The 14,028-nt window shown below is 68.7% G+C and carries 11 protein-coding genes and 2 pseudogenes; 5 read left to right on the top strand and 8 right to left on the bottom strand.

What is annotated here, in order from left to right:
• The first annotated feature begins 36 nt into the window (after positions 1-36).
• Entirely contained in the window at positions 37-999 is a 963-nt protein-coding gene (locus ACZ45Z_RS08055; protein WP_468357913.1) for a TetR/AcrR family transcriptional regulator C-terminal domain-containing protein, read from the top strand.
• Between the two features lie 243 nt (positions 1,000-1,242).
• Positions 1,243-1,531: pseudogene (locus ACZ45Z_RS08050) on the top strand (oxidoreductase); the annotation flags it as partial.
• 481 nt (positions 1,532-2,012) lie between these two features.
• Here ACZ45Z_RS08050 and ACZ45Z_RS08045 read toward each other — a convergent pair.
• The 5 genes from ACZ45Z_RS08045 to ACZ45Z_RS08025 form a co-directional block, all read right to left on the bottom strand.
• A complete protein-coding gene (locus ACZ45Z_RS08045) occupies positions 2,013-2,654 on the bottom strand; it encodes a hypothetical protein (RefSeq protein ID WP_468357910.1) in 642 nt (213 codons plus the stop codon).
• An 18-nt stretch (positions 2,655-2,672) separates the two neighbouring features.
• The gene (locus tag ACZ45Z_RS08040) at positions 2,673-3,068 is read right to left on the bottom strand and encodes a hypothetical protein (protein WP_468357907.1); all 396 of its coding nucleotides are present in this window, start codon (positions 3,066-3,068) and stop codon (positions 2,673-2,675) included.
• Between the two features lie 393 nt (positions 3,069-3,461).
• Positions 3,462-4,220, bottom strand: a complete 759-nt coding sequence (locus ACZ45Z_RS08035; protein ID WP_468357904.1) for a PE-PPE domain-containing protein — start codon at positions 4,218-4,220, stop codon at positions 3,462-3,464.
• 296 nt (positions 4,221-4,516) lie between these two features.
• Complete coding sequence (locus ACZ45Z_RS08030) at positions 4,517-5,266, bottom strand: DUF6585 family protein (protein ID WP_468357901.1); 750 nt, start codon at positions 5,264-5,266, stop codon at positions 4,517-4,519.
• Positions 5,263-6,330: an AfsR/SARP family transcriptional regulator gene (locus ACZ45Z_RS08025; protein WP_468357898.1), complete on the bottom strand. Its 1,068-nt coding sequence runs from the start codon at positions 6,328-6,330 to the stop codon at positions 5,263-5,265. Before ACZ45Z_RS08025 ends, ACZ45Z_RS08030 begins: the two co-directional genes overlap by 4 nt.
• 162 nt (positions 6,331-6,492) lie before the next feature.
• Between ACZ45Z_RS08025 and ACZ45Z_RS08020 the strand changes: the two genes are divergently transcribed.
• Together ACZ45Z_RS08020 and ACZ45Z_RS08015 are read left to right on the top strand one after the other, a co-directional pair.
• Positions 6,493-8,904: a helix-turn-helix domain-containing protein gene (locus tag ACZ45Z_RS08020; protein WP_468357894.1), complete on the top strand. Its 2,412-nt coding sequence runs from the start codon at positions 6,493-6,495 to the stop codon at positions 8,902-8,904.
• A 63-nt stretch (positions 8,905-8,967) separates the two neighbouring features.
• Positions 8,968-9,135 (top strand): annotated as a pseudogene (locus ACZ45Z_RS08015) (IS5/IS1182 family transposase); the annotation flags it as partial.
• On the opposite strand, the gene ACZ45Z_RS08010 reads toward ACZ45Z_RS08015, so the two are convergent.
• From ACZ45Z_RS08010 to ACZ45Z_RS08000, 3 genes are all read right to left on the bottom strand, one after another.
• Positions 9,066-9,320 carry a hypothetical protein gene (locus ACZ45Z_RS08010; RefSeq protein ID WP_468357891.1) on the bottom strand — a complete coding sequence of 85 codons (255 nt, stop codon included), beginning with the start codon at positions 9,318-9,320 and terminating at the stop codon, positions 9,066-9,068. The pseudogene ACZ45Z_RS08015 and the gene ACZ45Z_RS08010 overlap by 70 nt on opposite strands.
• A gap of 1,152 nt (positions 9,321-10,472) precedes the next feature.
• Complete coding sequence (locus tag ACZ45Z_RS08005; RefSeq protein WP_468357888.1) at positions 10,473-11,876, bottom strand: DEAD/DEAH box helicase; 1,404 nt, start codon at positions 11,874-11,876, stop codon at positions 10,473-10,475.
• Positions 11,877-12,085: 209 nt separating this feature from the next.
• On the bottom strand, positions 12,086-13,171 hold the full coding sequence (locus ACZ45Z_RS08000; RefSeq protein WP_468358726.1) for an acyltransferase family protein: 1,086 nt from the start codon (positions 13,169-13,171) through the stop codon (positions 12,086-12,088).
• Between the two features lie 496 nt (positions 13,172-13,667).
• On the opposite strand from ACZ45Z_RS08000, the gene ACZ45Z_RS07995 reads away from it, so the two are divergent.
• The gene (locus ACZ45Z_RS07995; RefSeq protein ID WP_468357885.1) at positions 13,668-13,976 is read left to right on the top strand and encodes a hypothetical protein; all 309 of its coding nucleotides are present in this window, start codon (positions 13,668-13,670) and stop codon (positions 13,974-13,976) included.
• The last annotated feature ends 52 nt before the right edge of the window (positions 13,977-14,028 follow it).

The raw sequence follows: 14,028 nt of genomic DNA, 5'->3' as shown, positions 1-14,028 counted from the left end.
CCTCTGCACTAGTACAGGACAGGAAAGCGGTAGGACGTGACGAAGACCACAGGAATAGTCGGTGATCCGCCCTATCTGCGCATCGTCGCCGCGATCCGGCGGCGCATCGCGGACGGTGAACTCGCCCCCGGGGACCGGGTTCCCTCGACCCGGCAGATCGCCGGAGAATGGGGCGTCGCGCTCGCTACCGCGACCAAGGCCCTGACCACCCTGCGTCTGGAGGGACTTGTCGAGGCCCGGCCCCGGATCGGCACGGTCGTCGCCGGAACGGCCCCCGCTGCGCCGGCCCGCAGGCGCCCGTCACCCGTCCCGGACCCCGAGCAGGAGCTGAGCCTCGACCGGATCGTCCGCACGGCCATCGACATCGCCGATACCGAAGGGCTGTCGGCGCTCTCCATGCGCGGCGTTGCGGCTCGGCTCGGCGTCGCCACCATGTCTACCTACCGGTACGTCCCCAGCAAGGACGACCTCATCCTGCTCATGGCCGACACCGCATTCGGCGAGGAGTCCTACCCTGCCAACGCCCCCGAAGGGTGGCGTTCCCGCATCGAACTGGGTGCTCGGACCCTTTGGACTCTCTACCGCAAGCACCCCTGGCTGGCCCAGATCGGCTCTCTCACCCGCCCTCTGCTCGTGCCCAACCTGATGGTCCACGGCGAGTGGGTGCTGAGAGCCCTCGACGGCCACGGACTCGATCCCACCAAGCTGTTCGATATCCATGTCCTGCTCTACAGTCATGTCCAGGGCCTGGCTGTGCACCTGGAGATGGAAGCGCACGCCGAAGCGGCCACGGGCCAGTCGGAGGACCAGTGGATGGACAGCCGCGCCCCCGCTCTCCGGGAACTGGTGGAATCCGGCCGCTTCCCGACCTTCACCAAGGTGGTCGGAGCCTTCGAGGACGGCTATGACCTGCGTCTCGATGCTCTCTTCGAATTCGGCCTCAAGGCACTCCTCGACGGCCTGACTTCTATCGTCGAAGGTCAGGGAGCTGTCACGTAGACACAAGAACGAGTTCATCGAGGACCGGACCCACGCCCCTTCGCGCTACCGGGGCGCCCGCCAGCGACGTGGCGGATACGACCAGAGATCACCGGGTTCATGGTCCTGACCAGAACAGGCGCTTCACTCCTCGTCGGTGGAATCCGGATTGCGCAGGGGCCGTAGGCCACCAGGCAGGTTTGGGAGCTGGAAGGAGTACCGGCCGAGCATGTTGATGTGGTGCCGCACAAACGGCGAGAGGCGGACTTCGTCGAGCGGCTGCGGCTGCACCAGCTCGCGGCCGGCCAGGAGATCGAGGCTCCACAGCTCGCCGACGTCTTCGCGGGCACCGGGATACGACTGCGCCTGGCCCGCGTCACCGGCGTCGACCCCGAGCGCCAGGTCGTCGCCGTGGCCGACGCCACCGGCGTCGGCGAGCTTGGCTACGACACGCGACACGCTTCTCTACGCGCTCGGCAGCCACGTAGCCGACCACGTCATCCCCGGCGTGGCCGAGCACGCCTTCGACGTCACCGGCCGGCCCTCCGCGCTGGCCTGGCCGCCGTCAGCGGGCTGGAGGCCACCCAGAACGGTCGGATCGTCGTCGATCGCACCATGCGGTCGGTCTCGCACCCGAACGTCTACGCCGCGCAAGCGCCGCGCGACCACGACGAACGGGTCGACACAGCGGCGAGCGCCTGACCATCTCGCTGCTTCGCACCGTGGGTGACGGATAGAGTCCGCAGCCAGACAGCCAGACAGCCAGACAGCCAGACAGCCAGACAGCCAGACAGCCAGACAGCCAGACAGCCGCTCTCCCGCTGAAGGTGGCGCAGGCGCAGGTAGCGGGCCACGGATGTCCGGTGATGCGGTCGCCGCAGTGCGCGCCCACGCCTCAATGGGGAAGGGGCGACCAGGAGATGTCGAGCGGATCACCTGCGGGTGATCCGCTCGAAGCGCTCCGGATCGGTGGAGGTCATCCGAACCCGCGCTCGCCGGAGCCCTCCCTAGGGCGCAGACCCTGGCAGTCTGCGCTACCCGAGCGCCGTTTCGGCGCGGGTGGCGAAGTCCAGCACAGCGTGGGCGCTGAGGGACCAGGCGCGGGCGGTGGGACGGTGCAGGGTCTGGATGACCAGGACCGAACCGTGGGGAAGCGGTTCGATCGTCAGCCGTCGTGCCACCTGCCAGGTGTGGTTCCGGTCGGGCCCGGCCGTGGCGGGCGTCAGTGCCTGGGCCATGTCGAGCAGTTGGGTGTCACTGTTCAGACGGTTCGCGGTTGCGGGGTCTCCTTGGAAGAGGGCGGGGGCTGAGCCACGCGCCGCAGTCAGTTCGATCTGCGAGGGAACCGGTGGCGCCAGGGGCACCGCATAGAGGAGGTGGCCCAGTCCGAGGCTTCGACGGATTCGCGAGCGCCCGCCCAGGACCGAGGCGCGTAGTTCGAAGGGTCTGGGCGTCTGGGCATCGATGTAGACGAAGCAGTGCGTTGGCGCGGGCATTGCGCTGAACCGCTCGCGCGGTGGAAGCAGACTTCCGGCCGGTACGCCGGTGCTCTCTGCCGCCAAGGTCTCGGCCAACGGCGGTCCCGCAAGGCCGAGTTCGTCCTCCAGTGCTGCGGTGATGTCGGTGGCAACCTTCTCCGGGTGTGCGTTTCGGCCGGTCCAGATCGCGGCGGGCATCGCGGTCTCCTCGCTTCGTCAGGAAAGTCCGGCGGCTTCCTGGCGGACCTGCGCTGCCTGGTGCTCTTCCCCCGTGGCGGCCAGCAGTTCGCTCAGACGCCCCAGCGCTGCCCTTCGTTCCGCTTGGAACCGCCCCGGTCGGACCCGGCTGAGCTCCCGCCAGGCATCGGCGGCCTGCCTGGCCTGCCCCAGCGCTTCCGCGTGCCGACCCTGAGCGGCCAGCTCGTCGCGGCTGCGGTCCGACCGCTGGGCCTGACGCAGCAGGGTCTGCGTGCGATCTTCGACCGGCGCCGGCGCGGCGGCCTCCTCTCGGGCGACCCTCCGCCTGCGTGCGGCCACGCTGAGATATCCCACCAGGGCGATCAGCGCTCCGGTGATGGCGGCGGAAACCAGCTTGTGCAAGAGATCATTCACAGGGACACCCGTTCGCTGACTGAGCACGCGCACCTACGGATACGCGTAAAGGACGCAGGTGCGCGACTGGTTGTTCGGCACCTTGTCTGCCCACTGTCGCGGCAGACGCTGAAATGAGGATGAAATCTCGATCATTCGAGGGGGGAGAGGCAGAGATCGGAGACTTCGGGGTGAAACGGGGCTGTTCGGTCGGCACGCGCCTGGCTCACGTGACTGGGCTAGCTACCGCCGAACGCACGCACGTCCCGGGGCCGAAGAGGACTTCCCTCGGCTTCCGGGACGTGCACGATCAACTACGAGAAGACAGCCGGGCTGATAGGCCGCGAAATCACATGAGCGGCGGGATCCTCAGCCCGCGGCCCCGCCCCCTCCTCGGCCCCGCCTGACGGTTGATCAGGCGTCGTACCAGGTGACCCCGTCACCGCCGTCCTGACCGATGGTCTGCGTCATGACATTGCCGTCCTGCCAGTACTTGGGGTGCTGCTTCAGGAAGCCGGGGACGGACTGGACCGAGGTGGCGTCGCACGCCAGGTCCTTGCGGATACAGAAGCGCCGCACCGGGACGCCGTCGAACTTCGCCGGGCCGGCGCCCGTGGACGTGAATCCCAAGGCGCTCCACCCCTTCGGAACCCGTGCCCAGATGCCTGTGTCGGGCTGTTGGGGGTCGGCGTAGAGCATGCCGTTCACCTGCGAGCGGGGTATGTCGGTGTGGCCGCCGGCTATCGTCTGGAGCACCTGGTCGGCCACCTGCGCGCCTTGGGAGTAGCCGACGATCGTGAAGCGGGCGCCCGGATCGCGGTGGTAGGTGTCCTCGGCGGCGGCCAGCAGATTGCGGTACCCCTCGCGCACGCTGGCGTCGTAGCTCGGTGCGTTGACGTCCGGAGCATTGTGGCCGTTGAGCCAGGGGCCGGCGCTCGCCGGATAGCAGACCGGTACGGGGATACCACCGTTGAGGTGCTTGTTGGCGAATGCGTAGGTGGAAGTGCAGTCGGGCGCAGCCGCCGCAGAGCCTGTGCCGCCGACCTCCAGGTAGTAGTGGTGCTGCACCGACTGGGCGTGGGCAACGGAGGGTGCGACGGCGGTGACGGCCACCATGGCTGCCGCCGCACCGGCCGCGCCGATCGCCCTCTTCCCTCTGCTGGGCAAGGTCATCGCTCTGCTTCTCCTCGAACTGAGATGGAAAACAACTGTTGTAGTCGGACGTGACAGATATGACGGATGTGACGGACGTGACGAAGGTGACATGACGTGACGGAGGTGACATGACGTGACGGACGTGAGGACGTGACGTTAGCCGCAGCCGTTGGAATGACGATGAAATGCAGGAACGCGTCGATGGCGACGTATCCGACCACGCAGTGGACGTGCGCTCTCGTTCGACCGCCCCCTCCCACGAGCCCTGCTGAGTCTCGCCGGTGGGCATCGGCGAATCCGCTCGGGGTCGGAGGTCATCGTCCTGAGGGCGTGCCATCCGTTCGCAAGCGCTCAACGAGGGCGTGGAACAGGAAGAGATTCGGGATCGCGGACACCGTTGGCCCCAGCCGGTGCCAATCCCCGTCGATGTTGATCCTGAGGGACCCACCCCTCACCTCAATTTGCCGCACCTGCGGCCACCGCGCGGACACCTCTCCACATCCGACCTCCTCCGTGGTCAGCCAGATGTCCCCGAAGGTGAGTCGCTCGCCCTTGCCGAGCGCGGCCCATGCCTGGGGCAGCCGTGCATGGGTGACGGCCCGTTGGATCTCGCGCCCCCATTCCGCCGCGTCGCTGTCCTCCGGCCTGCCATGCAGCACGATCCGCTTCCGTTCGATGTCGGTGAGTGTGTAGGTGTCAGTGGTGTCAGTGGTGTCAGTGGTGCCGACGCGGGCCGCGTCGTGTGGGTGCCGGGTGCTCTCCTGGAACACAGAGGCGGTGTCGTAGCGGACGACGTGGATCCGGCCCTTGAGGGCAACGGTCATCCCGTGCTCGTAAAGGTCCAGTCGCGCGTCCGCGCTCGCCCCCGCCGAGGAGGACCGGCCGTACCGGGCGAGGGCCAGCAGGCCCCGGATCACCCGGGCCGGGCCGGCCTGCGCGTGGGTTCTGTGCGCGGCCGCCGCGTAGGTGGCAAGCCGCTTGCCGAGATGCGCGCGGCCGGCCGCGGCGGAGATCCTCGCCAGCAGCAGCTCCTGACCGCGCGTGCGCGGCGTCGGTCGGGTCATGGCGTGGTGGGGGCGAGACCGAGGTCGGCGTCGCATCCGCGCAGGATCATCTGCTGCGTCCGCTTCAGCAGCCGCCCCGGCGGCACCCCCAGGTCGTCGGCCAGACGGCGGCAGGTGCGGGCGAACACGGTCAACGCGTCGGCTTGCCGGCCGCTGCGGTACAGCGCACGCATCAGCATCGCGGCGACCGGTTCGTTCAGAGGCTGCGCCACGGTCAGGGCCCGCAGCTCGGCGATCGCCTCGGAGTGCCGGCCCAGCCGCAGTTGCCAGTCCAGCTTCCGCTGCACGAGGGAGATCCTGCGCTCGGTGAGCCGCAGCCGCTCCAGCTCGGCGAACGGCCCGGGCAGACCGGCCAGAAGCTCCCCGCGGAACAGGTCCAACGCCTGGGAGCAGACGCGGACCGCCTCGGTCAGTTCGCCGGCTCGCTCGGCCTTCGTGGCGGCGGTGACGAGTTCCTCCATACGCGCCACGTCCACCTCGACCGCGCCGGGGGCCAGCCGGTAGCCGCACCGGTCCCGTTGGATCACCGAATCCGTGCTGTTCTCCATGCGAAGGATCTTCCGTAGGCGGTAGATGTACACCGGCACCACTTTCGTCATCGGGGGCTCCATCCCCCACACTCCGTCGACCAGTTCCTCCTGGCCGACCGTCCGGTCCGGGCACAGCGCCAGCACTGCCAGCACGGCTTGCTGGCGAAGATGACCCAGGTCCACGGGCTGTCCGTCGCGCGATGCCCGCAGCGGCCCGAGCACCGAGATCCGCACCTGCGGTTCGCGTGCCTGGCGGATGACGGGCCGCGGTACGGGGGTTGTCGCCTCGCGGGGGCCCTGGCCGGGAACGACCAGGCCGCAGTCGAAGGCGTGGACGATGGCGGCGGCTCGGTCGCGCAGCTCCAGCTTGGCGAGTATCCGGGCGAGGTGTCCGTCCACCGCGCCCTCGGGGAGGGCCAGGGCGGAGGCGATCTCGGTGTCTGTCAGGCCACAGCCGACCGCGTAGAGCACCTCGCGCTCCTGGTGCGTGAGTGGGGTGACGGTCGGTTGACCGAGGGTCGCGGTCGTCGGCATCGCGGGCTCTCCTGAGGTGAGGTGTCCGGTGGGGCGGATGCCGTCGACGTTGGCGCCGGGACCGGGCGATGGACAGGCCAGCAGACCGGCCGTATCCGGCCGGTGGCCGCGCTAGAGTCCCTCACCTGGGGAAATCGACATGCCGGGGGAAGGCCATGACCTGTGACCAGTGAGTTCAGCGCGCTGTTGCGACGGCTGCGGCGTGAGGCGGACATGACTCAGGAGGCCTTGGCAGAGCGCGCCGGAGTGGGCGTGCGCACCATCCGCGGGTTGGAGACCGGCGAGCGCGCCGACCCCAGGGTGACCACGGTGCGGCTACTGGCCGACGCGCTCGTGCTGAGGCCCGAGGAACGCGAGGGGCTGCTGGCCGCTGCCGTCCGCCGGACGGGGGAGGGGAGCGGAACGGAGGGCTCAACGGTCTCGACGGCCCACGCCGAGCCGGTCGCAGGCGGCCGGCCGGAAGGCCCAACCGTCTCAACCGTCTCAACCGCCCACGCCGAGCCGACGACAGGCGGCCGGACAGGGTCCGCATTGCACGAAACGCTGGCCGACATCGCCGAGCAGCTCGCGCAGACGGTGGCCGCCCGCTGGCGGCGCGAGGAGGAGCAGCGGCAGGTCCACGACCCCTGCCCCCTCCCGGTGTGCTGGCTGCCGGTTGACGAGGAGCTGACCGATCACTGGGCCAACATCCGCCGTCTGCCCGCCGGGGGCACGCACGACCCGCTGGACCTGAGCGGACAACTGGACGAGATCGTTGGCGTGTACCGGCGGATCCCGTCCGGGCGGCTGGTGGTGCTGGGCCGCTCAGGCTCCGGGAAGACGATCCTCGCCGTACGGTTCGTCCTGGACCACCTGGAGTCGAGGGGCCGCGCCGATGCCGTACCCGTGATCTTCAGCATCGGCTCGTGGGATCCGACCGCCATTACGTTCCGGGACTGGCTCGCCGCGCAACTGACGCGCGATCACCCCGCTCTCGCCGTCCCAGGACCCGGCGGGGCGAGCCTGGCCGCCGCACTGGTCGAGACCGGCCGGGTGCTGCCCGTGCTGGACGGCTTCGACGAAATCGCCGACGGCCTGCGCCGCCCCGCGCTGGAAGCGCTCAACTCCACCACTCTCCCCCTGCTGCTGACGAGCCGTCCGGCCGAGTACGCCGCCGCGGTGGCGGAGACCGACGTGCTCACCTCCGCCGCCGCGGTGGAACTGACCGATCTCACCCTGAGCGATCTGGCCGACTACCTGCCGCGCACCGCGCGCAAGGCCCGCGGCGGGGCCCTCTCGGCGACCGCCTGGGATCCCGTACTGAGCGAACTGCACAAGCGGCCGCACAGTCAGGCCGGAGCCAACCTCGCCGCGGTGCTGACCACTCCGCTGATGGTCACGCTCGCCCGCGCCGTCTACAGCGACACCCCCGATCACGACCCGGCCTCCCTCCTGGACACCGAGCGATTCGGCTCCCCTCAGGAGCTGGAGGACCACCTTCTCGACAACTTCACCGCCAGCGTCTACCGCCCCCGGCCCGGGCACCGCCCCGGCAGCGGGCCACGCCGCGCCTTCGACCCGGAACGCGCCCAGTACTGGCTCGGCTACCTGGCCCACCACCTGACCGGGCTCGACACCCCCAACCTGGAGTGGTGGCGGCTCGGTTACGGATTGCGCCGCACCACGCGCACCCTGGTGACCGCGCTGGTGATCTGTCTGGCCATAGGGCTCGTCGACGGTGTCGTCGGCACCCTCTTCGACTCCTTCGCCTTCCAGCTCACGGACGGGCTGGTGGCGGGCACCCTCTCCGGGCTCCTGTTCGGGATCGCGTACTGGTTCCTGGTCGCGGCCAAGGACGCGGCTGTGAAGCCGTCCGGCGTGCGCATGAAGATATTCGGCAGGGAAGGGAAGACCAGGCGGAGAGCCCTGCGCCGACTGGTGATCGGCTTGCTCTGCGGGCTCGTGTTCGGCGTCGGCTACGGTTTCGTACGCGGAGCGCTCAACGGCGTCCTGGCGCACGTCGGCATCCCGACCATCCTGGCCGCCGGCCTCGGCGACGGCACCATCTACGGCCTGATGTTCGCGCTGGGAGCCGGTCCCACCCTCGGCCTCCTGACCCTCTTCGAAACCCCTCTCGACATCCGATCCGCCGTCAATCCGGTCAGCCTCCTGCGCACGAACTGGCGGACGGTCGCGACCCAACTCCTCGTCGGGGCCCCCCTCTTCGGGCTCGTGGTCGGCTTCGGATCCATGCTGGTGGTCCAGCTCATGTCGGCGATCCTGGGCCCGGTCGTCTGGAGTCTCATGTCCGCACTCAAGGTCGGTGTCATCAGTGGGATCGGCGGCGCCCTCGGCTACGCGTTCAGTCTGACCTCCTGGGGCCAGTGGGCGGTCTTCTCCCGGATCTGGCTGCCGCTGACCGGCCGGCTGCCCTGGTCCGTCGTCACCTTCCTCGAAGACGCCTACCAGCGGGGCGTGCTCCGCCAAGCCGGCGCGGTCTACCAGTTCCGCCACGCCCGCCTCCAACACCACCTCGCCCGCGGCTACCGGACGACGCGCGGTCGATCCAGGCCGGGCGGAACTGGCGGCCCTTAGCCCAGTAGGCATACGCCCTGGCAAGCGACGGAGGCCGACGCGCCCAGCCCGAACGCATCCGTCGTCCCTCGCCCTGCCGGAGGTCGCTCGCGCACGCGGCCCGACCACGTCAGCGGCGACAAGGCGTGCAGTTCCCGCCGTAACCGACGCCACCTACGACGTCACCAGAGCAAGCCCCCCATCCCCGAACGCAAAGACCAGCTTTCACGGCACGGTAACCGTTGCCGCCATGCGGTCATCAGCGGGCTGCGAAGGATCACGGATAAGGCAGCCCCGGCCGCGGCGGCGTCGATGCGGTTTGTTTGCAGGTGGACGATCGCGCCTGCCTCGCTGTATGTGGGGTCCAGGACCGTGATGACTTGCTGGCGGTCGATGAAGAAGTGCAGGTCAGTGATGTGCACCGTGTTGGCGGACACGTCGGCCGGTGTGGTGGCGAACGGGGTGTGCGTCAGATCCGTCGGATTGGGGGCGACGGCGTTCCACCATTGGCGGCGTGGGCTGTCCGAGCAAAAGCGCCCGATAGGCCTCGGCCCAGGGGCGTGTCCCGACGGGGCCCGCCATCTCGGCCTTGAGCTGCAGGTCGTTCGCGCGACTGCGCATGACGTTGGCCAGACTCCGGGCCGTATCCCAGGCGGCCACCCGTGGCGGGTTCTTCGCCAGCACCAGGTGACAGTGGTACAGATCGAGAGGGCCCGCGCCCCACGAGGCGGGCGGTGTGAAGACGCCGTCCGGAGAGCCGCGGGGGTTCAGCAGCCCCTCGATTCCCAGCAGCAGACCGTCCTGGTACTCCAGCGGCAGCGCTGCGCCTAGCTCAGGTAGACGGCAGTATCCGCAGCTCGGATGCGTTCCAGCACGGGCTCGTCGCGGAGCCGGGCGGATGAAACCAGCGCCATGACGGACTCCTTTCCCTGCCCGCAGCGCAGCCCTTTCCAGTGTCGATCCGCAGCCATCCCCAGCATGTCTTGTCGGTCTTCCTTCGTCCGCGCAGTGACGCCGGTTTCGTACCTGTCGGCAGAGATGCCTGGACGTTCATGTGCCAGGCGTATGACCACCGGAAGCTCTGCGGGGCAGGGGCAGAGGCACGGGCACGGGCATGGGGCATCGGAGGACTCGTTCCCGGCTGGGCGGGGTCTTGCTCGGAGTCCGGCGGGAGACCGCTTCGAGAGGGACGTGTGGCACATGCAGGGAACGAACGGGGCGGCCCATGCTCGTTGTCCTGGAGAGCTACCTCAGTCATGTCGGGCGGATACCGCTCGATGACCGCTTTCTCAACAGCGAGCCGCCCCCGTGACGCACCGACGCCTGATGGACGCAATAGACGCGCTCGCCGCCCGCGACCACCTCAACAGCACGTAGCTCCCTGGCATCTGACGCACCGAGTACCAGGCGTGGGCGGTGTAGACGCCGCGCATGGCGAAGCCGCTTGCGCGGCGGCTACCCGCTCGGGTCCGGTACGCCACGAGGGCATTTATCTCGTAGGTCTACGCACAGGAGAGCTTCGGGCAGGGCCGGAGGCCGGAGGTCCTCGGTCACTGATCAGGAATATCCGGCTATCAGGGCAGCGGTTCTCAGTTGCCGCGGCGCACCCGGGCCGCCTTGCGGGCCTCGGCGAGCTTGCGGGCCTCACCGGCCTTGCGGGACTTGCCGCCAGTGCCGCGGGAGGTGTCCTTGCTGGTGCCCAGGCCGCGGAAGGGCGCGTTGTGGTTCTTGGCCCTGGGTGCGGCGGGCCCATCGAGCGGGGTGCCGGAAGGGGACCTGGCCCCGGTGATCCGGCTCAGCTCCGCTTCGCCCGAGCGCACCTTGGTGGTCGTCGCCCTGATGCCGGCCTCGGCCATCAGTTGACTCATCTCACGGCGCTGGCCCGAGAGCACCAGCGTGACGACCTTGCCGGACTCACCGGCCCGGGCGGTGCGACCCCCACGGTGCAGGTAGTCCTTGGGGTCGGTCGGCGGGTCGACGTTGACCACGAGGTCGAGGTCGTCGATGTGCAGGCCACGGGCCGCGACATTGGTCGCCACCAGGACGGTGATCCGGCCGTCCTTGAACTTTGCGAGGGTCTGTGAGCGCTGCGGCTGGGACTTGCCGCTGTGCAGGGCCGCTGCGTGCACTCCGCTGGCCCGCAGGTGCTTGGTGAGGAGGTCGACCGAGTGCTTGGTGTCCAGGAACAGCAGTACGCGGCCGTCGCGGGCGGCGATCTCCGTGGCGACGGCGTACCGGTCGGGGCCGTGGACGACCAGCACATGGTGGTCCATCGTCGTGACCGCGCCCGCGGACGGGTCGACCTCGTGGACGGTCGGGTCGTGGAGGTAGTCGCGGACCAACTGGTCGACGTCACGGTCGAGGGTGGCCGAGAACAGCATCCGCTGGCCCTCGGGGTGCACCTGGTCGAGCGCCTCGGTGACCTGCGGCAGGAAGCCCATGTCGCACATCTGGTCGGCCTCGTCGAGGACGGTGATCCGGACCCGTCCCAGGCGGCAGGCCTTGCGCTCGATGAGGTCGTGCAGGCGGCCGGGGGTGGCGACGACGACCTCGGCGCCGTCGCGCAGCGCCGCGATCTGGCGGCTGATCGAGATGCCGCCGACGACCGCGGCCATCCGCAGCCGCAGTGCCTCGGCGTACGGGGTGAGCGCTTCGCTGACCTGCTGGGCCAGCTCCCGGGTGGGCACCAGGATCAGGGCGAGCGGCTGCCTCGGCTCGGCCCGCCGACCGGCCGTCCGGGCGAGCAGCGCAAGGCCGAAGGCGAGCGTCTTCCCCGATCCGGTGCGTCCTCGGCCGAGGACGTCGCGTCCCGCGAGGGCGTTCGGCAGCGTGGCCGCCTGGATCGGGAAGGGCTCGCGGACACCGTGCTCGGTGAGCGTGCGCAGCACCTCGGCCGGCAGTTCCAGATCGGCGAAGGAGGTGACCGCGGACGCCGCCGGAGCCGGCTGGGCGAGGTCGCCGTGCGAGGTGTCGGGGCGGTCCGGGTGGTTCATGACGAGCCTTCCGCATGGGGAACGTACCGAGGAAGGCCCGGCAGGAATGAGCAGCCGACGAACGAGGGGAATCGGGCGGCCAGAATGGCCAGCCGTCACGAGCGTGCAAACGTTTGAGGGTAGCACGACGCGATATCTCGGCCCGCCCGATCGCTGAGGTGCTGATCGCTCCGCCCGCGCACTCTCGCCTTCAGCCGCTGATCAAAGCGTCACGGACAAGCCGTGGCTGACCGGCGCACCGAGAAGCGACGCATGCACGGTCGTTCCACCCCCGCGTACAGCAGCCACGAGGTCAGCAGCACGAACGAAAGCGTGATGAGAATTGCCCAGGAGCTGCTGTATCCGAGTTTGGTCAGCCCCGGGTACATGAGGGCCATGATCGGGAGATGAACGAGGTACAGGGCGTAGGAGATCTCGCCCAGGAACACCAGCGCAGGCGTGCGCAGTGCGGACGGCCTGTTGCGCAGGTCGAGTTCCGCGATGACGTGAACCAGCACGACGAGCGGGAGCACGCTCGCTGCCGCATACATGAACCTGAGCGGCAGGAATGAACCGATGACAACGGTCGTGCCGAGGACGCCCAGCACGGCCCACAAAGCTCCGATGCGCGGCATCCGGATTCCTGTCAAGGAAATACGGGCGGCGAGTATTCCGAGAATGAACTCGGGCAGCCGTGTAAGCGGCAGCGTGTACAGGAACCAGTAACTTGGGAAGGACGCACCGTCGGAGCTGATGACGGCATAACCGAAAACCGGCCAGGCCCAGATAAGGGCGATGGCCGCTCCTGCGCTGATGACAAGTCCTCTTCGGGACAGCCGCTCGACCCATGGCCGCAGGATGGGGAAGAACAGGTAGAAGAACGCTTCGGCTGTCAGGGACCAGGAAACAGGGTTTCCTGCGGCGACGAAGGACCGGCTGGGAATCCAGGTGTTCACCAAGAAGAGGCTGGTGAGATGGGCCACGATCCCGGAGCCGCCCTTGGTCGCCTCCGCACCGGTCCAGGCCAGCGCGACCACTACCAGGCACCAGGTAACCACGTGGTTGGGCAGGATCTTTGCCGCCCGCCGCTTCCAGAACATGCGTGCGGTGTCGACCGGGCGTGCGGAATAGGTCAGCACGTAGCCGCTCAGGATGAAAAACAGGGACACCGAAGTCGCACCCACCGAAGCCTTCGGCCCGAGCGTGGTAGCGAAATGGGGGTCGAGCAGCGCCATGCAGTGCATGTAAACGACTCCGCTCGCGGCAACGAAGCGCAGACCGGTCAAGGAGGGTAACCGCCCCTGAGGATGAGGCACGACGACGCTCGCCCGCGGTTGGGTTTTCGGGTTTCCGGCAAGCGCCCGCCTCAATCCCTCTCCACCCAACAACAACGCGGAACGATGAAGCATTTGTGGCCTCCCGCAGAAAAATCACCCAGGGCCGATTCCTAACTCTACTGCAGAGTCGATCGATTTCGGAGGAACACGATCGGACTCGGCCAGCGATTTGACATTCGCCATCATCTCCCTCCACGTTACTGGCTACCGTAGGTTTGTCACACGATCTTTCTGTTGCTGCTACTTCAAGTCCCCCGTTTAGCTTTTCCTCCCTTTCAAGCCTGGGTAGGGCTGTGAGCTTGTCCCCATCTGATGGCTCAAAGAACTTGGCCGCCTGGTGCCCCGCGACGACGGCCATTCATTGGATGAGCGAAGAGAGATCCCTTCGTAAGTACACGCCGGCGTGGCCATCTGCTGGGCCCAGTCAACCGATCGACGAGGGAGCCCCGGGTGTCCGAGCTCTGAGCGGGGACGGATGCCGGCAAGGCCGCGCATCCGCTGCACACTGATCGACACGGACGGGACGAAGGCGCTCTCGCGCCGGGTGCCCAACAACGGAGCCGAGCTGCCCGAACTGATGGGCGACGCCCTTGCACTGGCCGAGGACAGCCCCGTGACCTGGGCGATCGACCTCAACTGCCGCCTGCGGCGGGTCGGCCTGAGCCGACTGAACATCTGGTTGAGGAACTGCGAGGTCCGTGACGCCCCTACGCTCGCCCAGGCGATCGCTGAGGCAGCCGTCGCCGCGGCGAACGCAGGCTCAGCACACCGTCGTTGCCGGTGAGAGCACGGCCGCGGCCGTGGTGAACACCCTGGCCGGGACGGTGCTGGCTTTG

The sequence above is a fragment of the Streptomyces sp. NPDC031210 genome (genome assembly GCF_055570395.1).
Note: the sequence above shows the minus strand (reverse complement) of the source record. Positions and strands in the feature narration are given on the sequence as shown.